We start from the raw sequence: 26,850 nt of genomic DNA, 5'->3' as shown, positions 1-26,850 counted from the left end.
GACCGCAGCCGGAATGTTGTTCACCGCGCGGGACGCCGGGCAGGGCGAGTGGGGCAACGCTGGTCACGGCTACGTGATCGGCGTGTTCGCCGATCCGGACGTCACCGAGATCGACGACCTGGAATCGACGGCGCTGACGGTGTGGATCCGCATCAACCGAGACAAGCCGCATCTGGCGGTGCGCTGGCAAGAGGGCCTCTGGATACCCCGTGGGAACACCGACGCGGGGCGTGCACAGCGCGCCGATCCTTTGTGGGATCAGATGGTCAAGCGCAACGGCCGCAACGACATCGGCGCTCGGGGCATGGCCGAGGCACTGTTCGGTGACCACGTCCGGTGTGTGTCGTTTCTGTCCACGTCCGTCCGTGCGACGAAGACCCCGAACCTGCTCGCGCAGCCGCTCAACGAGATTGGCCCGGACCGTATCTTCGACGCGATCGCCACCCTCACCGGCCTGGACCGTGAGCTTGACGAAGAACAGAAGCTCCGAGCGACCGAGCATGCGCTGGACATCGACGCGCGAGAGACTCGTAAGGCGATCGAAGTGTGGGAAGCCGACGCCGTGACCACGGAAGCAGCCATCGCTCGCCGCGAACACGCCCGGGAGAAAGCCGACCAGGCCGCCAAGGCATGGCGCAACAGACTGGCACGTCGGGTCGTCACCGCAGTCCAGCGACAACACGACATCAAACACGAGCAAGGACTCATCGCGGCGAAGCTTCAGTCCACGGCGGAGCAGGAAAAGGCGCTCTCTGACCAACTGGGACATCTGACCAACGACGAAGCCTTTGCCGCTCGCTTTCAACAAGCCGCTGCCGACGACGAGCGGCTCACAGGGCAAGACAAGGAGCTGTCGGAACACCGGAAAGTCGCGTCGAGCGACCTCGAACGGTTACGCAGCGACAAGCGGAATGCTGAGGAGCGTGCCCTCGCTGCTGACGGTCGCGACGAGGACACCGCCCGCGAGGAACTCGCCGCCGCCAAAGCCGCACACAGTTCCGCGCTGGAACACCGGGGCGTGGCCGCCAGCGAGCACCGCAAGTCGCAAGAGGCATTGCGAGCGGCGGAAAGCGGCGACGACCTCGCACCCGAGCAAGTCGCCGCCCTCGATCAGGAGGACGTAGACGCGGTCGCGTTACTTGACCTCGTAGTGCTCACCGAAGCTGAGCGGGAGGAGTGGGAACCACGGCTGGCGTCGTATCGCCATGCCGTGGTCACGCGTGCTCCGCTCGATCAGGCCGCGCGCCTACTGGCCCACATCCCGGGGTCCAGGATCATCCGGGCGGATGAACACGCCACCGAATCGCAGGGACTTCCGACGACCGCAGACGGCGCCATGACCGTCAACCGGTTCCTTGCCGCATTGCGCGACCGCCACGAGCACAGCACCGACCCGGCACGCGCGCTGGATACCGGCGCAGGCGTCATCACCCTCGGTGGTTTCAGTGATCCCGTTACCGGGCGCGCCACCCGCATCGCGCAGGCACGGGAAGCAGCCGACACCACAGCAGTCGCGTACCAGCAAGCACGGGAACAAGTCGACGCGGCCGAACGTGCAGTCACGCTCGCCCAAAACCGCCTCCAAGCTGCCCAAGCCGCTACCCAGGCACAACAACTTGCGGCCCAGATCACCGACAAGGCCACCCTCGTCGCAGAACTCTCCAAGCAACGCGAACAGCTACGGCCACAACTGCAGCAGGCTCATGAACACCACGAGGAGATGAAGCGACAGCGGTATCAGCGCGACAGCGAGATCGGCAGAATCACCGGACAAAGGCAGGAACTCCGCGAGACCCGAGGGAGTTTGTCACAGCAGCGGAGCTCGCTGAGCGAGGAAGTCCAAGCCCTTGACGTGGACCGTCGACTGACCCAGTGGCAGGGCACCGAAGCCGACGCACAGAAACACCTCGCGGCCCTACTGGACGAGGACCAGGTCCTCGACGAAACGGATTGGTGGAAGGAAGCCGAGCGCCTACTCAGGGAAGCCGACGAACATTGCTTTCCCCGCGACACCGCGCCCGAAGGTGTCCCTGCTGAAATCAGGACTCTACGAGAAGAGAGCAACGAAGGGCGAGGGAAGAGCCGGGAGGAAAGCGCGCAGGCGGCCTTTCCCAACTATCTCAGGGCGTTGCGGCGCTATCTCGCGGAAATGGCGAAGGTCGACGCCGACAGCCGGTCGCAGATCGAGTCTGAACGCCAGCGGCGCACCAAAGCCCTAGAGGCGTCGACGCAGGCTCTGCAGGAACAGCACCGCACCACCGAGCTTGTGCGCAGCCAGCTGCGCGCCGCGATCAAGAGAGGTCTGGAAACAGTCGCCCACCGTTTCGACGAGCTGGACCGGGCCTACGGCGGTCACGGGGCAGCACTGGAGTTTCCCGACCCCGAACCGCCAGCCGACCCGACACAGATATGGCCCTGGCAGGTCACACCGAAATGGCGGCGATCCGATGATCACGACGGAATGGTCACCTACCAAGCCCGCGCCAACACCGCGCAGCTCGACGACAAGGCAGTCAAGCTGGTCTGCGCCGCCGCGCTCGCCAGCTCCAGTGGCCGCTCCATGGTGCTGATTCTCGATGAGCTCGGCCGCAACCTCGGCGCGCAGCACCGCAAGGACGCCGTCGCCCTGTTCCAGAACATCGGTGCCGACCACGGCATCACGGTCCTCGGAGCCTTGCAGGACGACATGGAGCGCTATGCCATTCACGCCAGCGGTGAATACATCAAACTGCGTCGCAGCTCTGATTCTCGCCCCTACAACGATCCTCCCGTCATAGTCGGTCAGGACAGCAACTCCGCCCGGATCGAGATGCTGCAGGACTGGCTGACCGAGCTCCGTGACGACGCGGAGGGCGCAGCGTGACCCAGGTGTGGGAAGAGTTCCCCATGCGCGGCCTCAGCCCCTACCCTGAGCTCCTCGCGTTCGCTCAACCCGGCCCCGATGGCATCATGCCGACCGATCGCCACGGAGCCCCGAAAGCCCGCCGGGTGCACCTGCGGTCTCCCGACCCTGCCGAGCCGCGCAGGCCCGAGGGGCTCACGGACGCTGAATGGCGCTGGGCGATCAGCACCACACGCCGATGGACAACGGTGTCCAAGAAGTTCGGCAACCGCGCCCTTGCCGTGGCACGAGCCCTGACCGCATCTGGCTGCGTGTCCCTGGAGTGCGGCCTTACCGATGGCCGCATCGTCACCCCGCCACGCCGCTGGCTCCCGCACCCGGCTCTTGCCGACGAAGAAAGCCAACGGCGGGACGGACGTCGGCAAGGCCAACGCGACCTCGCCGAACAGGCGGAGCGACTCCGCACTCGATTGAGCTCGCACTGGCCTGGTGCGGCGCACTCGCTGCACACCGATCAACACGACCCACGGCTGCCGTGGCTGGTCGCCGCGGCCACTGATCTTTGTGACGGCACGACCTACGACAGCCTGCGCGCCTTCGTCCAACACCACGCCGGCCACACCAAGGCCCGCGATGACGTCCACAAGCTGCTCCTCGATTCCGGCTGGGAACCAGACGCGGTCACCGAACTCGGCATCAACCGCAGCCCCTACATCGGACTCGGGGGACCGATCAACGCCGAACACAACGGTCGAACACTGGACTGGTCTGGCTGGCCAGGTCCCCACGACATCCGGCTACCCAGTGACGGCAGCATCGCCGTCCGGACTCACGACAAAGCAACAACGCTCCTGGTCGTCGAAAACCGGCAAGCCGCCGAAACCGCGTGCGACCGATGGCCGCAAACCCCCCTCATCTGGTGTCACGGCCAGCCAGCCGACGCCGCCGTTGACGTCATCAGCCAGGCCGCGAGCACCGTTGACCGAGTCATCATCTGCGCTGACGCCGACCTCGGCGGCGCACGCATCACGGCCCGAGTCCACGACGTCATCCCCTCCGGAACCGAGCGGATCGTGGTCGACGCCGGCACCGTCGCCCACCCCCGAGGCGCAATGTTCGGCGAGCACGCACAAAACGAGCTGACACGGATCGCCGAACGCGACGACGCGGTCGGAGCGTTCGCCGCCAGCTGTCTCCAACGCGGCTACGCGATCGAACAAGAAGCTCCCATCCGCGCCGCCCTGCGCGCTATCTATGAGCCCGACCTGCCCACCAACGACCACAATCACCAGGAAACGAACCGATGGCTCTGAAGTTTGCGCACACCAGCGACTGGCAATGGGGTATGACTCGCCACTTCCTCAAGGGAGAGGCCCAATCGCGATACACCCAGGCGCGTTTCGACGCCGTGCACGAGGCCGGCCGCGTCGCCGCGGCACACGGCTGCGCGTTCATGGTGGCCGCTGGCGACGTGTTCGACGACAACCTACTCGAACCTCAGATCGTCCTGCGGGGACTGGAGTGTCTCTCCGAACTCGACCCACTGCCGATCTACCTCCTGCCCGGTAACCACGACCCCCTCGACGCCACAGCGATCTTCCGCAGCCCGGAGTTCCTCTCCCGCTGCCCGTCCAATGTGCACGTGCTCGGCAGTCCGGAGATCGTGGAGGCGGCCCCGCATGTCGATCTCGTGCCGGCGCCATGGACAGCGAAGAGGCCCTCGACCGACCCGGTCACACCCGTACTCGACGGTCTCGAACACATACCCGGACGCACCCGCATCGTTATCGGCCACGGACAGGTCGACACTTTGAACCCCAACCGGCTCGATCCGACGTTGGTGCGGCTCGACGACCTCGAAGAAGCGATCCACAACGGTCTCGTGCACTATGTCGCACTCGGCGATCGCCACTCGACCACACCGCTGGGAACGACAGGACGGATCTGGTATTCCGGCACGCCGGAAGTCACGTCATACACCGAAAAGGAGCCCGGAAACATCTTGATAGTCGAACTCGACGGCGCCGCAGCCCACGTCGCTCCGTCAAGGGTCGGACAATGGAGCTTCCACGAGTTGCAGTTCGAGGCCACGCGATCCGACGACGTCGAGCGCATCGGTCAGCAGCTCAGCGACATATCCGACAAGACACGGACAGTCGTGAAACTCGCACTCAGCGGGACGCTCGGCATTGCCGACCACGCGCGTTTGCAGACCGTCCTGGGCACCGCAAGCACTCTCTTCGCCGCCGTCGAGCAGTGGGAGCGGCACTCAGATTTCCACGTTCTGCCGGATCTCTCGGACCTCGACCACCTGGGCCTCACTGGGTTCGCCTCCGTAGCCCTCGACGAACTCACCCAACAGGCAACGGCGAACGCGGTGACTGCCAGTCAGGCCCAAGACGCGCTGATGCTGCTGTACCGACTTGCCGGAGGAGGACACGCCCGATGATCCTGCATTCGCTGACGCTGACGAATTTTCGCGGCGTCACCCATCGGACGGTGCAATTCGCAGACACTGGTGTCACGATCGTCGAAGGCCCGAACGAAGTGGGTAAATCGAGTCTCGCCGAAGCGCTCGATCTAGTGCTTGGTGAGCTGGACTCCTCTACCAAACGGGCCTTGCGCGCCGTCAAGCCACACCACCGCGACGTCAGCCCCGAGGTCGAAGCACAGATCACCAGCGGCACCTACCGTTTCACGATCCGTAAGCGCTGGTTCCACGGAGCCAAGACGGAGCTCACCGTCCACACACCACGCGCGGAACAGCTCACTGGCCGGGCCGCACACGACCGCATGACGGAAATCCTTACGGAGACACACGATTGGAACCTGTGGGAAGCGCTCCGGATTAACCAGCGCGCCCCACTTCGGGAAGCCGACTTCACCACCGCACGTGGCCTCGCGCATGCGTTGGACCAAGCTGCCAGCGGATCCTCTGACCACGACAACAGCCAACTGGAGGAGTCGTTGTACGACTCCAGCCGGAAGGAAATGCTGAGGTACTTCACAGAGAAGAAGGCAGTCCCCGCCGGCGACTATAAGCAGGCGGTCGACGTCCTCAAACAAGCGGAGGCCACCGAGCGGCAGGTCGCGGATGTGATCGACGACATCCGCATCGACACCGAGCGCGCGGCGGAAGTGGAATGCCAGTTGCATGACCTTCGCACACAGCAAGCCGAGCGGAACACGCTCGCTCAAGAACTACACACCCAACAAACCAAGGTCGACAGGGCACAGCGCGAGGTCGACGCGCTGGGCATGCACGTCGATACGGCGTCGATCGAAGCACAAGCAACACAAGCGGCATTGGCATCACGTGAGAAGCTGATCAGTGATCTCGATGAACGGGCGCAGCACCTCAGCGAGCTGGCAACCGATCGCGAGGCGCTCGCGGCTCGACACGATACGGCTCTGACGACCGCGACGAATGCCAGGACGGCGAGGGAAGCAGCTGATCGTGCGGTCAATGCTGCAGAAGAACAAGAACGTCGTGCGGCTGCTGCGAAAGACCACGCAGTGGACGTTGACGCACTTGATGGCCTTACCCGACATGCCCAGCAGATCCGGGAAACGCAGGCTATCGCCCAGGAATGCGCTGTCTGGCTCGATGGGTGCCAGTTGACGAAGTCGATGATGTCCAAGCTCCGGAAAGCCCACGACGAACTCACCCAAGCAGCCGCAGCAGCCAACGCCGCCGCTGCCAGGCTGACCTTGACCGCGATCGCAGACACCCAGGTCGACATCGACGATCAACGTCGTGATCTAGGCAGGGGCGAGGAGCACACGCACGTCCTGACCGGGGACACCGACATCACCGTCGCAAACCAGCTCCGACTCCGCTTGACACCAGGGCTTGGTGAACGGGAGGGAGCCGAGATACTTCGCGCCGCGCGAGACAACTGGAACCGACTCCGACGCGAGGCCGGGGTCGAAACGATCGCCGACGCCGAAGACCTCAACGGCCAACGACAAGCCCGGGAAGCCCAAGCCAAGAGCGCGAAGAAGACCCTCAACAGCCTCTACTCGTTCCGCTCCGCCGACGACACCGAGGATGAGATCACTCGTGTGCGGGCGCGGATCAAGCGCTATACCGACACGTCCAACGAGCCTGGTCACCCCTGCGACCTCAACGAGGCTCGGAGGCAGCATGAGCACGTGGTCGCAGCCGTCAAGAACGCGAAACACCGGGCACGGCTGGCCCAGACACGACTCGCGAAATGTGAAAAGGACCTCGCAGCACTACGGGCTGAGCAGACGGCGTTGGACAGTCGGATCACGACCTTCAATGAGGAGATCAACGCCGCGCAAGGACGGCTAGCCCACGACCGCAGTGTCGAAGACGACCACGCTCTACGCAAACGGGCCGATGAAGCCCGCGACAACCTCGCCGACTTCAAACAACAGCACCGGCGTGCCATCGCCGAACTGGATCAACTGGGCGGTCCGCAACTCGCCGCCCGCCTGGACGCCATCAAGTCCGCGATCGAATCACTTGACAAGGAGATCAAGGAACTCGACGCGGAAGGTCACGAAATCCGCGGCCGACTCTCCGACCCGCGAGTACGTGGCCTCGCTGAGCGCCTCGCCGACGCCCAACGCGAACATGCAGAAGCACGAGCCCACCACGACACGCAGCGACGCCGCGCCCACGCCGCCAAACTACTCTTCGACACCCTCCACTCCGCCCGCGAGCGCGCCCACGAGCACTACCGCACTCCGTTCCGCGCACGTATCGAGGACTTGGGCCGCGTGCTCTTCGGCAACGACTTCGCCGTCGATCTCGATACCGACCTGGCGATCACCACGCGCACGCTCAACGGGATCACAGTGCCTTACACGTCGCTGTCAGGGGGCACCCAGGAACAGCTCTGCGTACTCACCCGCCTGGCCTGCGCCACCCTCGTCGACCCGTCAGCCGGCGTACCCGCGCTCTTCGACGACACCCTCGGCCACAGCGACCCCGAACGCCTCGACCTTCTCGCCGCGGTCATGTCTACCGCAGCGGCCAAGTGCCAGGTCATCCTGTTCACATGCATGCCCACGCGCTTCCGGGGCATTCGCGGCGCCCACCGCGTCCGCCTCCAAGCGCCAACTCCGGAGCATCCCGAGACTCCGGAATCGCGTCCTCTTCAAACAATCGACCGCAACCGCCCCCATACCGACGACTCCCCGGAACAGCGGATCATCGAATGCCTCCGGACAGCCGCCGGACCACTCGCACGACAGGACATCCTCGACCACACGGGCCTGACCAGCGCGCAATGGCAAACCGCCATCGCAGTGCTCAAACAAGACGGACGCGTCCTGGTCACTGGCAAGAAGCGTGGAACCCGCTACTCGTTGCCTCCTACCTCCGAAGATGCTTGAACAAGACCACGCACGGCGTTGACAGATATCCGCACACCGACAGAAGTGGGGTTTGCCCCAGGGGCTGTGCAGTGAGCCGTATTGCTCGGAGCCATGCGCAGCGCCTGCCCTGATACGGGCACGACCGTCCACACAGGTCACCCTTGATCACCGAGCGTGTGCACGTGCTTGCTTGGTCAAATTTCTTGTGGTTTGTGAAATTCGGGCGGCGGCACGCCCTTTCACACCTTGTCAGTATCGGTCCCTGCTGGCCGCGGTCAGTCAGTAGTGTCGATTAGCGGCAGTTCGTATACGGCGCGGTGTTTGCCTGGGCCTTTGTAGTCAGAGATGACTTCGACGCCGTTGACGGTGCGGTCGCCGGAGATGTTGGTGAATCCGAGGCGTGTCCAGGTGTTGTGGGCGGCAATGTTGTCTGGTTCCGAGGTCAGGTAGAGCCGGCGGCAGCCGAGTCCGTGTCCGGCGTCGCGAACCGCCGCGAGCAGTGCGGTGGAAATGCCGCGTCGGCGGTGATCGGGATCTGTGATCACGTCCTGGAGGTAGAGATCGTCTGGGTGGTCCTGGCTGCGGAAGGCGATCACAGCGCCGAGGAGCTGGCCGTTGTCCTCGGCGACCGGGCACGTGGTGGAGAAAAGGTTGGCGTAGAGCCAGTAATCCGAAGTGGTGCGGGCCCGCACGTAGGGCGCACCCAGCTCCATCAGGTCCAGGATCGCGGGAATGTCGTCTTGGTGCAGAGGCCGGATATTCACGATTGCCTTTCAGTCTGGTGAACGAGTTCTACGATGCGCGTGGCGGCGCCAGCCGGGTCGACGGCGTCAGCGACGCTGCGCCCGACTATGAGGATGTCCCAGTCGGGGCTGGTGAAGACCGTGGGGTCGGTTGTGCTGAAACCGCCGCTGACAGCGACAGGCAGCTGGGTCCAAGAACGGAGTGTACGGGCGGCGTCGAGGGCCGTGGTGTTGCCGATGCCGAGATCGATGTTGGTGGTGATGGTGAACCCGTCAACTCCGGCGCGTTCCATCTCGGTGACCCATCGCTGACTGGTGGCGATCGGCGTATCCAGCAGGATGGGGACACCAAGGCGCTGCCCGGCCTCGACGGCAGCGCTCACGCTGGCGATGGTGGCCGGGCCGATAAGCAGGACAACATCGGCTCCGGCTTGGGCAGCGAGCACGACTTGATCGCGTCCCCAGTCGGCGGACATCATTTCGGCCACGACGGTGGCTTCGGGCACGGCAGCCTTGATCTGCTCGATACCGGACACGCCGACTTCTTTGATGAGGGGGTCACCGATCTCGATGTAGTCGGCTCCGGCCGCGACAGCGGCCCGGGCAACGGTGATGGCATCGTTGATGTCGCGCATGTCAAGGGCGATCTGCACCGCTCGGTGGTTGCGCGTTCGACGGAACCGTTCCCGGCTGAGGCGAGGATCGTCATCGTTGTCCGAGTGACCGCTACCGGCTGTGATACCTGCGGCTTCGTGCTGCACGAGCCAGTTGCCACTGCGCTGGGCGCGGTCCACGACGGCTTGCCGGATCTGGGGCGGCAGGACCAGATAGCCGGTGCGGGTTTCTCTCAGCACCATCAGGAGCGCGCGGTGATCGTCACCGTCGTGCGCGGTGAATGTGTCGGTGAGGTCAGGCATGTGCAGGATTTCGAGCCGCTGCCAGCTGGGTCGGATGTGGCGGGGGCAGCGGCGCCAGGCGGAATCGGCATTGATGGCCGCGAGTGCCGCGTGCACTAGTTCTTGCCTCGGGTGTCCCGGCCCGAGGGGGTCGAGGCCGTGGAGCGCACATTCACGAACGTGCCAGTTGTCATCGTTCAAGAGCGTGGAGAGGTAGCGTTCGGCAAGTGGTTGGGGTACGCGGGTAACGGCGGGTGCGACGGCGGCACGCACCTTGTAGTCCACGTCGCGGACCAGCTGTTCCATGATGTTCAGTCCGGGAGCACCCGCCGGGGCATGATCGTCGCGGATTCCTTCGGCGAGTGCCGCCCGGACGCGCCAGTTCGGATGGCTCAGGAACGTGTCCAAGGCGTTGCTGGTGGTGTCGGAGAAGAACAGGTAGAAGTGCCGTGCGAAGAAGGTCGCTTCGTCGCTTTCGCTCAGGTCCGCTGCGTCCAGCAAGGCATAGGTGTCGGCGACATCAAAGGTGCGCTCGATGAATCCGGTGATCTCTGGCCAGAGTTCGGTGCCGAACTGACGCAGGAGTGCCAGTAGCCATGTGGCGCGCCCGTGGCCGAGCGCGGGGTGGAGTGCCCGGCTATCGAGCAGGGCGCGGCTTAGGCTGATCGATCTTTCCTGGTTGGCTCGGTTCGCCACGGCGCGTAGGACTTCGGGGGTGGCGAAGCGGGAGCCGTCGGCCATGGCGAGCAGCAGCGGCACTGTCGTGGTCGCGGTGGTCGGAGCGGTGGCGACGTATTCCAGTAGACCGGGCGCACGGTCGTCGAGGCGCTGGACGATCAGTTCGAAGATGCTACGCGCTGCTCCGGAGACGCTGGCCTGGGTCGCGAGTTCATTAAGGAGCGAGACGGCCGCGACCGAACGTCCATGGTCCTGGAGTATGTCAGCGATGTAGGTGCTGAGAAAGAATTCGCTCAGCACATCGTGGGTGAACTCGATGCGTCCGTGGGACAGGGTCCGCACAATGCCGGTCGCCGCACCTGATGGCAGCGGCGGTGGGCTCGTGCGGTGACCGGGCTGCGATATCGAGTTGCACCTGACGTGGAGCTGACTCTGGCTCCAGGCCAGTTCCGTCAGTGCGGCCATGACCGGCTGAGGGTCGGAGGCGCCACTACCGATGATGGCACGCACGCAGCGTTCGAGAAGGGTATAGGCGTTGAGATCGTGCCCGGTGGTCTCCAGCGATGCGGCCAGCGCGAGTCGCATGTAGACCGGGGTTCGCACCAGATGGCGGATTCCAGCAGGAAGACGTTCGAAGGGCGGAACCTCGGTCGAGCGTGCCTGGTCCCAGCGGTTCTGAGCCTCGGCCGACGTCCACGGAGTCAGCTCGGTCCGATGCGTGTCACCTATCTTGCCGGTCGCGGTGAACAGGGTCGCATGCAGCAGCGGGTACGCGGTGGTCTCGGGAACCGGCGGTGTGCGGACGGTGATCAGAAACCGCAGTGACGGCGCGGTGACCTGTCGGAGTATCGCGTCGACCTGACGGCCGATGACAGCGAATTCGTGGTGGCTGGAGATCCCGTCGATGACGACAACACAGGGCCGCGACAGCGATTGACAACTCGTCTCCAAGGTGAGCAGGGCGTCGTGCCCGCGCGGGATCGACGCGTAACGCAAGATCTCGACGGCGACGTCCACACCGGTTAAATCCCAGCTCTCTACCGTCAGCAACTGGAAGTCGGCCTGCTCCGCGAAATGCCGCGTCAGGTAGTGGGTCAGCTGCGACTTGCCAGTTCCGGCAGCGCCCTTGAGCAGCAACACCCGCATGGAGGAGGAGAGGAACGCCCGGACACCGCCGACGGCGTCCGGGGGTGGGCGATACGGCAGTGGTGACGCGGTGTCACCGCTGAGCGAATCCAGCAGCATCGCGGTACGGACCGTCGAACCTGCGCCGAGCTTGCCTGCGGCGTGGCCCAGGCGGCGATCGAAACGATCCCGGACTTCATCGGAAAGGCCGTCGAATTCGCGGTTGAGCACTTCGCGGGTCTCATGATGCAGAGCTTTGCGATGGGGGTTTTCCCAGTTCGCCACCGTGCTGTGAGCGAACCCAAGGTGCCCGGCGAAAGCACGCTGACTGAGATGTTGGGCCTCCCGTAAAGCCTTTACCTCGCGTGGTGTCCATGCGATGTCGTGGGTCACGCAGGCGTCCTCCCAGTAGCCAAGCGAGGCGATCACGGCAGAACTTCAGCGTAGCGGGTTGACTACCAGCCGAGGTCGAGCAGTATCGAGCAGTTCCGGTACACGAGCTTCTTCCTCCCGCCCAGCCCAGCAGGCACGGTAAAAGCGCCGGCTGTCCACCGGCGGTGGTGCTGTAGATCCAGGAGAAACGATGCCCCAGATCGTCGAGCTGCCCGAGCCTGCTCGGGCTCGGTTTCTCCTCGGTGGTCACCGTGAGCCTGGTGAGACGATGGAAGAGGCATTGCTGCGGGAACTTCGCGAGGAGCTCGGCGCAGACGCCGCCATCGGCGCGTTTCGGGGCGTCATCGAGCACGGGTACACCGAAAACGGCGTCACCCATCATGAAATGAACGCCGTCTTCGACGCGACGCTGGCCGTCGAGGAGATCACGAGCCGGGAAGAGCATCTGGAATTCTCCTGGCTGTCCATGGATTCACTGCCCGATATGGACCTGCGTCCCGGACCGCTCAAGCACGCACTCACGTCGGCATCCGCCGCCGACCCGTTCTGGCGTCCCTGGCGACGCTGACCCCAACCGACGCAGCACGCATCCCCGGCCGCCGTTGGGAGGTGGCGGGCTGTTTTCGGTACGACAACCGATTTGTCAGGAGGTTCTTCCGCCTTGCCGACCGTGACCGCTCCACGCCCGTGGGAGCACACGAAGCAGCATTCACGTCGCTGTTCTGGAACGCCGTGGACCGCCGACCGGGCCTCGCGGTCCTGCTACGCCATGCCGGGATCTTCAGAATGAGCGGCGACCGAATGCAGCAGCACAATTCCGCACTGCCCGTTGTTGATCTTGTCCGTATCGGGGCGAGCGCGGGCCGCGCGGTCGATGCGACATGCCCCTCGTCGTTGGCCTGGAAAGCGCGGCCGCGGTCACGGTCGGCGAGACGCTTCCCTGATGAACACTGGGATGGTTTCGTTCTTCGCCCGGTGATGGACGCCGTGGACAGGGTCGAGTTCGACGGGGTCACGGCGGAGCAGGCGATTGCGGAGATCCGGAGCCAAGGCGGGCGAAGGCATCCCGGGGTCACCGGTTATGCCGAGCATGCGGCGCGCATGTATCTGGAGTCGCACCAGCGCGGTGAGGCCGGGATGAGGCCGGTCCGCGAGTTATGGGTGTCTCAGCGGCTTACCCGGTCGGTGGTGTGGGAGCTGTATGCGTGGGGGCGCCGGTATGAATCGGTAGACGGCCGGCTGCGGGAGTTCCGGTTCCTGCGGCAAGGCGATGCGCTCGCTGATGGGCGGGATGAGGCGACCGCGATCGCGATCGCGGCCTACGTCGCCGCGTTCGGTAACCCGGCGGTCTGGCCGAACCCGTGGTCGGAACCGTTTCACCCGAGCGGCCGGACAGGCACCGAACGCGTCCGTGTGGTCAGCGTGGGATTAGCCGACGGCGTCGTGAAGCCGCTTTTCGAGGGCACGGCAGCGGATGTCGAGGACTACTTCGCGGAGCACGGCCGGAGCCAGGTCGGTGAGATCGCAGCAGGCCGCGATGTGGTTCCGGGGTTCGGCTGTGCGGATTGCAAACGAGTTGCGGTGTGCGACGGGCCGGTCCGCACCCCAGGGCTGCTGGGGCTGGATGACTCCCAGGGGCCGTTGCGGACGGTGTCGGTCTCCGGGCTCCGGTATTACCTGCGATGCCCGGCGCAGGCGTATCTGCGTTCTGTTCATTTGCCGCGCGCGTACGAATACAGCGGCGAAGCGGAACTGGGGCAGGCCGTGCACGCCTGGTTGGAAGAGGCTCACGAGGCCGGTCCGGACGGGTGCAGGTCGCGGCCTCTGCCGCCGCTGGGCTCGGGCTGGTCTGCCGGGACATGGCAGGTCACGGGGGATCTGGCCGACGCCGGGGTCCGGATGCTGGCCCAGCACGCCGAGGTGTGCCCCTTTCGTGAGGCACCGGAGATCGAGAATGTCCGGGTCGAGCCGCGGTTGACGGTTTTCGACACCACCGCGCGTGCGATTGTGCTGGCGAAACCGGACCTGGTTTACCAGGAAGCCGGCCAGTGGGTCTGGCGCGAGCTGAAATCGACCCAGAAGGCAACGAGGTTCTTCACCGATCCGTTGCGGCAATTCCCGCAACTGGCACTCGGTGTGGTGATCCTATCCGCTGGAGCGCTCGGTCCCGGTGGAGCGGGCCGCGTCGAGCTGGAGATCTTGCGTCCGACGGGCGCGGAAATCGTGCTGATCGATGCCCGCGACGACGAGCGGGTGGACACGGCCCGCACGGTGCTGCGTGAGCTGGCCGCGCCGTGGCGGGCGGATCGCACGTTCGAAGCGCGACCAAGCAATAACTGTCAGTGGTGCCCGGTATCACGGTGGTGCCCCAGCTATCCCGGCCCACATGTCGAGGGAAAGGATCACGACAGCCGTGCCAAGCCGGCAACAGCATTCGAACAATGAGTCCATTTTCGACGGTGAACCCCTGCTGAAGATGGTGGCCAGCGCGATCGTGCGGCTCTCGCAACAACCGGGCCCGTCCGAAGGCGTCTACGACGCCACCGTGCAGAGCACCTACAACCAGCTGGTGCTGCTGTGTTTGCGGAAACACCGCACCCCGCCGGCCAGCGTGCCGGACATGGTGCGGTGGGCTGCCACGCACCCGATCGGCGATGGCACGTGGCCGTGGACACTGCCGGATGACTTCGACCCGGACGCCACGCTGGTCGACGCCCGGACCCAAACCCCGACGCAACAGTGCTGGGAATGGCGGATCCCTGCACGCGACGTCGCCGCCGAACACATCGAGAACCAGCTGATGCTCGCGGCGATCGCCGAGTGCCGGGCCGCTGGCGCCCCGGAGTCCTACACCGCGTTCCGCCGGCTGCTGATCGAACGGCCGGTGCTCACCGATGCGCAACGCGCCGCGCTCGCCGACGACCTGGATCTGGATCTGCTCCACACCGTGATCACCCGCTGCTACGAGCCGGCGCCCGCTTCCTATCTGCGTGACGGCGCGTATGCGGTGTGCGCGCGGTGCGGGTGCCTGCTGGTGCCGGTCGGCCGGGACCGCTACGTCTGTGAGCTGGACCGGTGCCGGCGCGATCAGCATCCGCGCGTCGGTGCCACGCTGCAGGCCCGCCGGGGTGGTGGCGTGTTCCAGCTCAGCCGACCGATGCGGATGTTCATCACCGGCCCCGGCCTGGCGGAAACCGATCTGGAATCCGCGCTGATCGAGCGCGGACTCCTGCCGCAGATGTGGCCCAATTTCGACGCCTACGACCTGCGTATCACTCTCCCGCGGGGGCGGGTGTGGGCGATCGATGTGAAAGACCGCGCCAACCCCGCACTGCTGGCCCGCGCTGCGGGGCCGTTGCGACCCGATCCGCCCTACGACGAAGGGTTTCTAGTCGTGCCGCAGTACCGATTCGACGAGCGAGAGGACTACGCACGGGTGTTCGCCCACCACCGTCCCGACACGGCCGACCAGATCGGCCTGATCTCCGACACCGAGCTTCTGGCGCGGGTGGACCGGGAATTGCGCCGCACCGGCACCGGCAAGGTCACCGCTGAGGACACGGGGGTGGCGCATGCGTGAACGCAGTCGCTGGCACGCCCGGTTGCTGGGCCAGCTCACCCCGGTCTGGCCGGATACCCTCCCGGATTTCTCGCCAGGGCAGATGCTCGATGTGGAGCTCGGGCTCTACCTGCTGCGCTCGGCGATGCCGGGACACACCGCGCAGGACGCGTGGACGTTGTTCGGCGGCTACCCCTACAGCGAGGTATTCGGGGCCCAGGCCGCCGACACGCCCCTGCGAGTGATGCACGGCCGGCACTACCTGTGGGACATGCGGCGCCGCCGGGCATGGACCCGCGCGGTCGAGGCCTACCTGCAGGTTCCCGAGGAACTGCGCGGCTATCTCCTCGACAGCATCGACAGTGAGCCGACGCCGCGGGAGCCCAGCCGCGCGCCGCACCGCTTCAAGGTGTATGAAGCGCTGCTGACCACGCCACCGGAGTTCGCCCGGCAGCCGCTGCCGGTGGCCGAGCCGGGTGAGTACGAGTTCTATGTGCGCGACCGCCGCTACTCGGTCGATCTCCCTCCGGAACTGCTGGAGGGCATCCCGGCACCGGTCGGGCATGACCTCGGCCGCCTTCCGGCCCACAGCGGAGACCCGGTGGAGGTCACATGGGCCGAGCTGGAACAGGCCGCGGTCACGATGGATGCAATCGAGCAGAACCTGCCCGGCAAACCCAACGAGTGGGCACACCGGCTAGGCCGGGTGCGGCTGTTGCTCCGCGACGACGCCGCCGGTGAATTCACCGAGTCCGGCCTGTTGCGGATCGACCGGTTGATGAACCTGGTCGGCATGGTGGGCGCCGGGAAATCGACGCTGCGCGACATCCTCGCCTTCTGGGCTGCCACCACGTCCGGACGGCGCATCACCATCGTCGTCGGCGACGTCGCCGAAACCCTGGCCATCGTCGACCAGTTCACCCGCCTCGGCATCGACGCCGCCCCGGTGATCGGGCACTCGACACGCGAGCGCAACCTCGAACGGCTACACCGTCGCATGGCCTCGGCAGGAGCCGACACGATGCTCGGCCACGACCACCCCAGCTTCGACTACCTCAGCAGTGCCTGCCCACTGGACGCGCTACGCGGTCTGGAAGCACGCCGGCCCCTGCGCATCAGTGAGGCCCCCTGCACCGCGCTCTACCCGGTGCAACCTCTCCCCTCCGACACCGACGATCTCCTCGGGAAGACCGGCACCGGCACCACCGCCGGTTCGCGTGGGACGGGACGCCGGACACGGCACGGGTGCCCTTTGTGGTCTGTGTGTCCGCGTCATCACGCGGCCCGCCGTCTCGTCGATGCCCAGATCTGGGTCGCGACCCCGGCCAGCCTTGTCCACAGTGGTCTGCCGCTGGTCTTGCAGTCCGAACGTCTCCGGCACCTGGAGGCGGCCTGCCGCCTCAGCGACCTCGTCATCGTCGACGAGGCCGACCGTGTCCAGATGCAGCTGGACCGCGCGTTCGCCCCGGCCACCACACTGGCTGGACAATCACCGAACTCATGGCTGGACGAAGTCGCCGGCCACAAAGTGGCCGAGCTCGCGCGCCGAGGACGGCTGCAGCTCTCGGCCGAGGACGTCGATGACTGGACCGGCGCCGTCGACACCGTGTCCGCGGCCACCGACCGCCTGTACTCCCTGCTCATCGGCACACCGCCGCTGCGCAGCTGGATCACCGTGGACTACTTCAATGCGTGGACGCTGCAGGAGTGGCTGATCTGGTCCTGGTTTCCCGACCTCACCCAACCCGGCGGCCAGGCCACCACAGCAATGTCGGTGCCTGCGGGACGTGCACAGCGGCAGGCCCGGATGGACCACCTTCAGGCTGTGCTCGACCAGTTCCGCGACGATCCGCTGGAGGAGAAAACACCCCGCGATGATGCTGACCGCATCACGCCGGCCGCGAATGCCCTGGTGCATCTGACCTTGCAGCTGCTGCACGCCGACCGCGGTTCGCAGGTCCGCCAGCGACTGCGCACGGTGCTGCGCGACCTCGTCGAGCACGACCCGGACATCGAAAAGGACCTGGAAACCCACGCCTCGCGCTTCGAGCTCACCCTCATCCTGGCCGCACTGCACCACCGGCTGGACCGGATGACGATGCTGTGGCCCCGGGTGGAGGCCGCGCTCAACCTGGAGGCCACGTCCAACGTCCTGTCCCGCCGGCCGCCCAAGGACTACGAGCCGGTCATCCCCGAATCCCCCATGGGCAACGTCCTTGGGTTCCAGTTCCAGCTCGGTGAACGCACCAGCGACGGCGACCAGAGCGGCGAGCTGCGGTTCTTCCGCTGCAGCGGCGTCGGCCGCGAACTGCTGCTGGCCCTGCCCGACTTTCCTGCCGTGGACGGCCGACCCGGACCGAACGTGCTGCTGATGTCGGCGACCAGCTGGGCCGGCACCTCGACCCGTTACCACGTCCATGCCCCCGTGGATGCCGTCCTGCGCCCGCACGACGTCGAGGTCGCCGCGATCCTCGACACCACGATGCGGCCCCAGTTCCTGTACTGGCCAGGCACCACAAGGCCGTTGAAGCTGTCCGGAAGCGGTGTGGAGGATCGCGAGAAGGTCCTCGAGCAGATGCTCAACCAGCTCGCGATCCCCGACCGCAGCCTCGGCGATGCCCCGAGCATGCTCGACGCGGAACTGGCCGACATCGACGATGGTCAGCGGCGCCGGATCCTGCTGCTCGTCGGCAGCTACGCCGAGGCCAAGCACGCCGCACGACACCTCGATGCCATCCCGGAATGGAGCGGCCGGGTCACCCAGCTCGTCTCCGACGACGCCGACCTCGACAACAGCTGGATGGTGCTCCGCCGCGGTGAGCTGACCAAATTCCCCGACACCGGCAGCGAAATTCTCGTCGCTCCGCTGCTGGCGGTCGAACGCGGTCACAACATCGTCCTGCCGGGCGGCAAGGCCGCCATCGGCAGCGTCTTCTTCCTCGCCCGGCCGCACCCTCGACCGGACGACATCGCTCTGGCCATCCACGCGATCAACGACTGGGCGGTCCGGCAGATCCGCGATCCCGCCCGCCGCTTCCACACCTACGCCCGCGCCGCCGGCACCCCCGACCAGGCCGCCCTGGCCTTCCGCAAGCACGCACGACAGGAATGGAACAGGTTCCTCACCCGCCGTATGGCGTGGAGCAGCCTGACCCCGGACGAAAAGATCTCCTTCACCTGGGACCAGCTAGTCGTCATGTGGCAGGTCATCGGCCGCCTGGTCCGTGGCGGAGTCCCGGCGAGGGTGGTGTTCGTCGACGCCGCCTTCGCCCCCCGCCAGGCCGGCTTCCACGCCGTCGACACCCCCGAGACCAGTCTGCTGGCCAGCATGCGCGCCGTCCTCACCCCGTACTTCACCGGCAGCCCCTCCACCACGCCACTGGACCGCTCGCTCGTGAAAGCCCTCTACGAGCCGCTCTACCAGGCGCTCGGCGACCTCGACTGACCAGCGACCACGAAGGACACACATTTCTATGGCGTTCAACGAAATCCAGTCCGCGGCGTTCATTCCCGACCCCGGCAACGGAGAGTTCGAGGTTGATCTGCACACTCTGGCCTTCCCGGCGTCCTGGCGGGAACCGGTCCTGGAGCTGTTCAAACACGGCAAGTCCGAGGCATCGCAGGCCAGGATCAAAGAGGTGCCGATCAGGTCGCTGAATGCGTTGATCCGCACTGTCGCACCGGATCTGGTTACCGTCGACGCCAACGCGTCCTTCGATGCGACCCAGCCGTGGCTCTACAGTCGGACCGACTACCCGCCCCGTCTGCTGTCCCGCCTGGTCTATGCGTGGCTGCGCAGCCTGCAACCCAGCACGGAGGCCTTCCAGCGATTCCGGGACACGGCACGGACGCTCGATGTCGACTCGCTGCGCTGGCGGCCGGAAACGGTGAATCTGCTGGAACACGAGATCTCACCGGGTGGGACCTGCATGCCGGCGTCCCGGCTCTACCGGCTCCTGCCGGAGATCCTCGCCGACCGCATCGCCGCGCAGCCACCCTATGAATTCTGCGGCGAATACGTGCGCTTCCACCGCGTCGCTGTCGATGCCCGCGCCGGTGGCGCCGAACTGATGTCCTGGCCGCCGCTGAAGCACACCACCAGGGTCACGGGCGCCGAGGCCCGCAAACGCTACGGCACGCACCGGGACTGGTACTACTCCGCGGTGATCAAGGTCTCGCTACGCACCGTGCCGTTCTCCCCCCTTCCCCGGATCCACCTGAGCACGCGCATCCGGCGCTGGGTATCGGGTCCGGTGTCGATGTCCGGGACGCAACGCGTGTCCGCCTACCTGCTCACCCGTGAACCGTTCCTCACTGACAGCCCGCAACCCGGCCGGTTCGCCGTGGCCCAGTTCGCCTGGAATTCCCACACCCGCCAGATCGAATGGGCCCAAGGCGGCCCCGAAGGGATGCTCGCCCGTGTCAGCGCCATCGACGAGCTGCCCGCCGCCGACGTCTTCGCGAAAGAACCCGACACCTGGATACCGGGCCGGGACGGAATCCAGGGTGCCGCCAGCCACCACACGATGATGGGCTGGCACGGCATCGGCGCCGGGCTCATGCCCGCCGAACGACGCCGCCTGACCGAATGGGCCGGTGCCGCACTCGCACCCGAACTCATCCCAGCCCCCGTACTGACCCGCAGCACCATCAAGCAGAAACCGACGAAGGTCCTGACCCCCAAGGTTCCCGTCCCGACGAAGAACGGGACTGACGAGGAAATCGACGATGCCCTCGCCACCAACCGGCTCATCGATCTCGACAACGCGGTCCTGCGTCGCGAGTACACGGCACGGGCGCTCGACGGCCGGGATCTGACCGCGGTCCTGCTGTATCAGTCCGGGCACATGCGCGAGCAGCTCATCACCGCCGCCGAAGCCAGCCTGGGCCTGGCCGACTACCGGGAAGAGACCGGTCCGGAGGTGTGGAGCTGGGACACTCCCGATCTGCGCGTGCGCATTCACGCCCGTGAGCTCGGGGCACTGGGGGCTCCGCTGGGCAACGGCGAACACGCGCCGCGCAAAGGCCAAGAGCACTTCGACGCCATTGGCTCCCGCCGGTCGGCGGTCGCCTCTCGCCTGGGTGACCTCGCCACTGAACTCGGAGAAGCGACGATCATCACCTTCGTGGAACTCGACGGGCGGGAGAAGTTCACGCGGCGACGGAGCGACCCCAAATTCGCCATCCGACTCGGCTGCGCCGATACCGGCATGGTCAGCCAGTTCCTCACGCCTGGTGCCCCGAAAGATCCCGAGGATGACTCGGAGTTCCGCGCCGCTGCGGCATGGGCCGATGGACTACGCCAGCTGGGAATGCGGCTCGTCCCCGAGCACACACTGGGCAACGACGCGATCCCCGAGGGGCTCAACCAGCTCGCGTTCTGGCTCGTCAAACGCCAAGCCGCCGGCGAGATGGGCCGGGCACAATTCACCCCGGTCGCGATCCTCATCCGCCCCGGGCACAAGTCCATCCTCGGCCGGACACCGGACACGACCGGGTGGATTCCCTACCCCCAGCTCCTCGTCGCACTCACCGGCCACGTCCGCCCCGAGGACCTCGCCACAGCCGATCAGCAGACCAAAGCCGTCGCCGCCTTCGTCCAGAACACCCTCTACACCCTGCGCGGGACCCCGACACTCGTGGTCACACACGCCCAGAACACCCGAACCCGGTGGCCATGGCTGACCAACAACGGCCTGCTCCCCGACCGCATCCAGCTCGGAAACGGCCCCGCCCAACGCCTCCGGCTCTTCGGCCAGAACCTCCGCATCGCACGGATCGCCACCAACGACCGCGATGAAACCCCCCAATGGTGGGCACCCAAGACCGACCCATCAGGCGGCAAGTCGGGCGGCATCAGCAAAGGCTTGTGGAAACCGGCCGACCACGATGAGAGCAACCGGATCTTCTACAGCACCAGCGACAAACCCGGAACCCACACACTCTCCGTGGAATCAACGAAACTCACCCACCGGATCACCCCGAAAGAAAAGGCGGAGATCCGCCCCGATAAGAACGCCTGGAACCCCGAACTCCTTCAGTTCGCCATGCTCGGCTTCCCTGAAGCCACCGAAGCCGAGCAATGGGCCATGTTCCTTCACCAACAACGATTCGCCGAAGACTACCGCGAGGCCCTTGGGCTACCGCTGATCCAGCATCTCGCCGAACTCACCGACCAGTACGGACTCCCGCACGACGACGAACCCGATGACGGCCCCGCCGGTGACACCGAGCCAGCAACCGGAACCGCCTGAAACCTCCGACGACAGCCATCCTCCGGCAGGAGCCGGTTCGCGCCACACCGCGCGCGGGCCGGTCTCGACAGCAAACCTGTCATTTCGAACGGGGAGGATCAGAACCGCTGATGTCCCAGCAGCAGGCCCAAGCCACAGCCCTGCCAGATTCCTCGGCAACCGATGATCGCGCCATAAGAGGACCGGGAACGCTGATCAGTGTCGATGACCGCGAGCCGCCCCGGTGGGCCTCCGTTGACGAACAGGTCGCCGACGCGAGCCTGTGGCAGACCCTGCGAGAGCTACTCGGCTGCGATCATCGTGCGGTTGTCCTGGGCCACCGCACCGCGTTTGACGCTGCTGGCCGGCATCGTCCAACTGCTGTCCGGATGCGTGACGGCCTTCGGGCTGTTCGCGACCGCCAACGCGCTGACCGGTGTCCGCAACATCGCCGAAGTCACCTCCACCCTGGTGTCCCTGACCGCGGCCGTCGTCACAACGGGCCTGCTCAGCCCCTGGCTGGTTCCGGTCCTGCTACTGGCCACCGCCGCCGACGCGTGGGCGGCCATGACCAGCGCCAAACTCGGCTACCGCTCGTTTCTGAACATGGTGACCCGGCACTGCGGCTGAACGTCGTCGAAAACCTCCTCGTCGCCCGCAAACTGGCCGCCGAGTGGTATCCAAACAGTTCCGACAAAGCCAGGACCTCTCCGGCGGCCAGTGGCAGCGCATCAGCGTCGCTGGTATCTACCGCGACGCCGCGATCCTCAACGCCGACGAACCCACCACCGCACTCGACGCCAAACCCGAAGCCCGCGCCGGCATCCAACACGCCACCACCATTAGCAGCCCGTGCAACGGCGACGGTACGAAGAGGACCACCGTGCTGGTTACCCACAGGCTAGCCAACATCGCCGCTGCGGAACGGATTCTCGTGCTCGACGGGAACCGCCTCAGCGAAACAGGTACGCACACGCCGAGCTCATGGCCCGACACGGGATCTACCACGAGATGTACTCACTGCAAGCACACGCCTATCCGCTGCTCCATCCGGGTAGCAATGTCACCGGAGCTCGGTATTCACTTGCCTCTCTGTCGTGAACGGCGCGAGACTGACGACTGTCGCCAGAACTGCACAGTTCAGTTCGTTAAGCGGCTTCCACTCCATGGGGTCGAAGTGAGCCGACCGTGCACTGACCTCGTTCTGGCTTGCTGCGTGTCCCGCGATGCTCAGTCGCATCCGGATGAGAGGAGGTCACCGATGGTTTACGACCACTAGGAGCGAGCTGTGGGCCGGTCTCGATCATCCCGGGGCCGGCCCGTCTTCCGCTTGGCGAGCTCACGTGCATGCAGTCAGGAAGTTGGAGAATATGCCTCTCGTTGTTCAATACGACCCGCTGGCGCCGGCCACATTGGCTGATCCGTACCCTGTCTATGCAGAGCTGCGGGAGAAAGCGCCAGTCTACTGGCATGGGGGAATGCGGTGCTGGGTCTTGACCCGGTACGAGGATTGCGTCCGAGTTCTCCGTGATCACGAGCGCTTCGCCCGGGACTGGAGGCGGCTGGGGCTGGATATTCCCGAATCGAGCCTGAGCGTGCAGTCCCTCGATCCGCCAGCCCAGGCTCCGTTGCGGAGCCTGTTCATGAACTCCCTACGTGCGCAAGACCTCGACGGCATCGGGTCGCGCACGAGATCCACAGTGGACGAACTTTTTGGACTCCTGTCCGAGCGGTCCGAGTTCGATGTGCTTGTCGATGTTGCTGCACCGCTGTCGCTGTACGTGATTTCGGAGCTGTTGGGAGTTGAGCAGCCGGACTTCAGGGCCTTCGCGGTGGTGTCGGATGCGATCACGCGCAGCATGGATGCCGGGTTAGTCCCTGAAACCATCGAGCCGGGTCGACGTGCCCGACAGGAGTTGAGCGCCATGGTCGAGGCATGGTTTCAAGCCTCGGGGAAACCGGGGTTGCTGGCCGATGTCGTGCGGCACAAGGACCGGGCGGGGGTTCCGGACATTTACGTGCGCAACACAACGCGGGTGATGTTCCAGGGCGGGTACAGCACGGTCGTCGCGGGAATCGGGAATGTGGTGTCAACCCTGCTGCGTCACCCGTGGGTCCTGGATCAGCTGCGGGATGAGAGCCTGCTGCAGACCGGAATCGACGAGCTGATTCGCTTTGATGGCCCGGTTCAGGGCACAAGTCGCATGGCGACCCAGAGCACCACGATCGGCGGCGTACCCATCGAGCGGGGGCAGACTGTGTTGACGTTGTTCGCCGCCGCCAACCACGATCCAGAGCAGTTTCCCTGGCCCAACGAAATAGTGCTTGACCGGGCGCCGAACCAGCACCTGGGTTTCGGATGGGGACCGCACTCCTGTATCGGCACCGTCGTCGCACAGATCACGTTGCGGGAATTGGTCTCTGTCCTGGCTTCCTGGCCGCAGTCGCTGCGCCAGGCTAGGCCAGCGCGACGCAGGACCACGGCGACGATGCGCAGCCTCGAGGAGCTTCCTGTCACGTTCGGCGCCTGACCAACGTTCAGGTCACAACCGAGCCGAATCCTTTGTTGTTTGCGGAGGAAAACGAGATCTGCCATGAGGATTCTTGTCGCTAACCACATTGATGATTCCATCCGTGCCCGAGGCGACATGCGGGCTTGGACACAGCGGATTTTCTGGTTCGCACGCGAGGGTGACCTCGTCGTGGTGCCGGCTCACCCTGACGAGCAGTTCCTGCGCTACGCCACATCGTTAACGGGGGTGGATCCATCGACGCTTCGGATCCATGTTCCACCGCCAGGCCGGTATGAGCGTCGTCTACTGGATCCAGAGAGCCTGACCGACGAGGACTTCCTTCGGAACATCGCCTCCGATCTCGGAGAAGTGTCGGAGATCTTCGCACTGTGGCCGTCGGCTCAGGTGGCGCAGTTCGCCGCCGCATTGGGGCTATCAGAGCGTCTGCCAGGTGCCGATTTCGTCGCTCAGGGTGGCGGCGAGTTGGTGAACAACAAGTCTTACTTCCGGGCACTCGCGGCGGGCTGCGGCGTGCCGATTGCCCCCGGCGCGGTCTGCCGCAGTCCTGCTGAGGGGGTCACCGCGATGACCAGGCTGCTGGCTCGAACGGGGGCGGTGGTGGTCAAACAGGCCCACAACGGTGCAGGTGTGGGAAACCAGATCGTCATCCGCCGCGACGATCTGGAGTCTGGCCACGTCGGCGCTAGGCACATTCACCGACTCGGACAGGAAACTGGGGCGGTAGAGGATTACTGGGATCAGCGCTGGGATTGGGCGTCGGCTGGCGGACGGTTTGCCGTGGTGGTCGAGGAGTTCCGCCCGAATGCGGTGTCTGTCTACTCCGAACACTATGTCGACGACGCAGAGGTACGGCCGACGGAGACCGGCATACTGCTCTACGTCAAGCGGCGACTCAGCCATCAGATCGTGCCGCTGCGCGGCGTTGATCCGGCGATCCACGATCGCATGGTGGTATTGGGGACTCGGTTGGCCGAGGCATATCGGGCCGTGGGCTACCGCGGCTACCTGAGTGCGGATGCGGTCGTGGACGCCGACGGCCATGTGATCTTCACCGAGGTGAACGCCCAGGTGTCGGGCTCTCTGCACATCTACGACGTGATCGCGCACAGGATCATCGATACGTCGGCGCAGCCGGAACGCTCGGTCGTCGAGCACCACGTGCCACCAACCTGGGCGGTGGCCGACTTCGACGACTTCGTGGGCGCCGTGCGGGAACTGGGCTGTGGCTACGACCCTGCCAGCCGGAGCGGCGTGATCGTCTCGATGCCGATCATTCCCTTGCAGGTGAATCGGGCGCAGTTCCTGTTCTGCATTGCCTACGGCACCGAGGAAGAGTGGCAGTCGATTTACCAGCGGCTGGACGAACGATTCGCCTCGATACCCGAATCGGCCTACAGCGAATCCGAGCACGTCGGCGTACCTCAGCAGACGTCGCCGGTGTGACGGGCGCCAAGGACCCCAGCTGGACATACCAACCGTCGTTTATGAGAGTTGACATGGACATTGCCGAATGCGCGGAGCCAGGATCGCTGCCAGAGGCCGTGCGGCTTGTGCCGACCGTGGACGCTGGGCGTTTGCTGACCGAACTCGCGCAGGTCACCGACCGGGTGTGGGACAAGCAGCGCATCTACGACGCCAGCGGAGTCGGCGCCGCAGCCGACATCGACTGGCGAGTGCTGGCACTGCGCAGCCCAGGTGGCGACGTCGACCGGACCGACCCCGGTGGGCCTGGCCCGGTCGACTTCGCCCCCACACCCGCGCTGGAACGGATGCCCTACATGCGAGAGATCCTCGCCGGCATCCCCGCTCCCCTCAACGCCGTACGGCTGATGGCATTGGGTCCTGGTGCAAGCTCAATCGAGCACCGCGACCCCAAGTACAGCCTGCAGCGCGGCCTCGTCCGGTTGCACATCCCGGTGGTGACTAATCCGAACGCCTTGTTGATCCTCGACGGTGTCACTCATCAGTGGCAGCCGGGCGAGTTCTGGTTCGGCGACTTCAGCAGGCCGCACCAGGTGCAAAACCATGGCACCACGACACGCATCCACGCCGTCATCGACGCGCTCGTGACACCAGAGCTGATCGCGCTGTTGCCCCAGCCGTGGCGAGACCAGCTCGTTGCGAGCAACGTCCTGGTGAACCGACAATCGATGCCCGCGATTGCCGACCTAACCCCGTGGTTGCCCTACTCGATCAAGGTGCCGCGAGCTCTTACCGATTTCACCCACGACACGCCTCTGGAGCTCACCGCGGACGTGGCGTGCATGCGGATCGAAACCGCCGCTGGGCTCATCCGACTGATCGATGGCGAAGGGCGCTCGTTCGCGCTTGTTCACCTCGGCGAGAACGAATTCAGGTTCGCCGGATGGAGCGAACAGCGGACGATCCAACTCCGATCCGACTCCGCTGTCCTCCGTGTGCGCCACGGCGGCCGCATGGTCCACGCACAGACCGTTCCCGTCGCCGGCCCGGCAATGGAATAGACCACAGGTACCTGA

At 65.6% G+C, this 26,850-nt stretch carries 15 protein-coding genes; 13 read left to right on the top strand and 2 right to left on the bottom strand.

Annotated features, from left to right (window positions below):
* The first annotated feature begins 13 nt into the window (after window positions 1–13).
* Genes FDZ84_RS23335 through FDZ84_RS23320 form a run of 4 tightly spaced genes read left to right on the top strand, consistent with a single transcriptional unit; the run spans window position 14 to window position 8,209 of the window.
* Window positions 14–2,863, top strand: a complete 2,850-nt coding sequence (locus FDZ84_RS23335) for a hypothetical protein (protein ID WP_168587643.1) — start codon at window positions 14–16, stop codon at window positions 2,861–2,863.
* Window positions 2,860–4,155, top strand: coding sequence for a DUF2399 domain-containing protein (locus tag FDZ84_RS23330; RefSeq protein ID WP_168587642.1), 1,296 nt, complete (start codon window positions 2,860–2,862; stop codon window positions 4,153–4,155). Before FDZ84_RS23335 ends, FDZ84_RS23330 begins: the two co-directional genes overlap by 4 nt.
* On the top strand, window positions 4,146–5,291 hold the full coding sequence (locus FDZ84_RS39170; protein WP_168587641.1) for a metallophosphoesterase: 1,146 nt from the start codon (window positions 4,146–4,148) through the stop codon (window positions 5,289–5,291). The genes FDZ84_RS23330 and FDZ84_RS39170 overlap by 10 nt, the downstream gene beginning before the upstream one ends.
* A complete protein-coding gene (locus FDZ84_RS23320; protein WP_168587640.1) occupies window positions 5,288–8,209 on the top strand; it encodes an AAA family ATPase in 2,922 nt (973 codons plus the stop codon). Before FDZ84_RS39170 ends, FDZ84_RS23320 begins: the two co-directional genes overlap by 4 nt.
* A gap of 257 nt (window positions 8,210–8,466) precedes the next feature.
* Here the strand turns inward: FDZ84_RS23320 and FDZ84_RS23315 are convergent, their stop codons facing one another.
* Both FDZ84_RS23315 and FDZ84_RS23310 read right to left on the bottom strand, forming a co-directional pair.
* Window positions 8,467–8,955, bottom strand: a complete 489-nt coding sequence (locus FDZ84_RS23315) for a GNAT family N-acetyltransferase (RefSeq protein ID WP_168587639.1) — start codon at window positions 8,953–8,955, stop codon at window positions 8,467–8,469.
* Window positions 8,952–12,026: an orotidine 5'-phosphate decarboxylase / HUMPS family protein gene (locus FDZ84_RS23310; RefSeq protein WP_168587638.1), complete on the bottom strand. Its 3,075-nt coding sequence runs from the start codon at window positions 12,024–12,026 to the stop codon at window positions 8,952–8,954. Before FDZ84_RS23310 ends, FDZ84_RS23315 begins: the two co-directional genes overlap by 4 nt.
* Before the next feature lie 190 nt (window positions 12,027–12,216).
* On the opposite strand from FDZ84_RS23310, the gene FDZ84_RS23305 reads away from it, so the two are divergent.
* The 9 genes from FDZ84_RS23305 to FDZ84_RS23265 all read left to right on the top strand — a co-directional run bounded on the left by FDZ84_RS23305 (window position 12,217) and on the right by FDZ84_RS23265 (window position 26,835).
* Window positions 12,217–12,594: an NUDIX domain-containing protein gene (locus tag FDZ84_RS23305; RefSeq protein ID WP_168587637.1), complete on the top strand. Its 378-nt coding sequence runs from the start codon at window positions 12,217–12,219 to the stop codon at window positions 12,592–12,594.
* Between the two features lie 419 nt (window positions 12,595–13,013).
* Window positions 13,014–14,471, top strand: a complete 1,458-nt coding sequence (locus FDZ84_RS23300; protein WP_210435061.1) for a PD-(D/E)XK nuclease family protein — start codon at window positions 13,014–13,016, stop codon at window positions 14,469–14,471.
* Window positions 14,440–15,606 carry a hypothetical protein gene (locus FDZ84_RS23295; protein ID WP_210435060.1) on the top strand — a complete coding sequence of 389 codons (1,167 nt, stop codon included), beginning with the start codon at window positions 14,440–14,442 and terminating at the stop codon, window positions 15,604–15,606. The genes FDZ84_RS23300 and FDZ84_RS23295 overlap by 32 nt, the downstream gene beginning before the upstream one ends.
* A complete protein-coding gene (locus FDZ84_RS23290; protein ID WP_168587634.1) occupies window positions 15,599–19,030 on the top strand; it encodes a signal recognition particle in 3,432 nt (1,143 codons plus the stop codon). Before FDZ84_RS23295 ends, FDZ84_RS23290 begins: the two co-directional genes overlap by 8 nt.
* 28 nt (window positions 19,031–19,058) lie before the next feature.
* On the top strand, window positions 19,059–21,839 hold the full coding sequence (locus FDZ84_RS23285) for a pPIWI_RE module domain-containing protein (RefSeq protein ID WP_168587633.1): 2,781 nt from the start codon (window positions 19,059–19,061) through the stop codon (window positions 21,837–21,839).
* Window positions 21,840–22,139: 300 nt separating this feature from the next.
* Window positions 22,140–22,448, top strand: coding sequence for a hypothetical protein (locus FDZ84_RS39165; protein ID WP_246868360.1), 309 nt, complete (start codon window positions 22,140–22,142; stop codon window positions 22,446–22,448).
* Window positions 22,449–23,311: 863 nt separating this feature from the next.
* Complete coding sequence (locus tag FDZ84_RS23275; RefSeq protein ID WP_168587632.1) at window positions 23,312–24,349, top strand: cytochrome P450; 1,038 nt, start codon at window positions 23,312–23,314, stop codon at window positions 24,347–24,349.
* A gap of 63 nt (window positions 24,350–24,412) precedes the next feature.
* On the top strand, window positions 24,413–25,795 hold the full coding sequence (locus tag FDZ84_RS23270; RefSeq protein ID WP_168587631.1) for a hypothetical protein: 1,383 nt from the start codon (window positions 24,413–24,415) through the stop codon (window positions 25,793–25,795).
* 53 nt (window positions 25,796–25,848) lie between these two features.
* Window positions 25,849–26,835 carry an aspartyl/asparaginyl beta-hydroxylase domain-containing protein gene (locus FDZ84_RS23265; RefSeq protein ID WP_168587630.1) on the top strand — a complete coding sequence of 329 codons (987 nt, stop codon included), beginning with the start codon at window positions 25,849–25,851 and terminating at the stop codon, window positions 26,833–26,835.
* The last annotated feature ends 15 nt before the right edge of the window (window positions 26,836–26,850 follow it).

The organism is Saccharopolyspora sp. ASAGF58, assembly GCF_012277335.1.
In the GTDB taxonomy this organism is placed as follows: Bacteria; Actinomycetota; Actinomycetes; order Mycobacteriales; family Pseudonocardiaceae; genus Saccharopolyspora; species Saccharopolyspora hattusasensis.
Note: the sequence above shows the minus strand (reverse complement) of the source record. Positions and strands in the feature narration are given on the sequence as shown.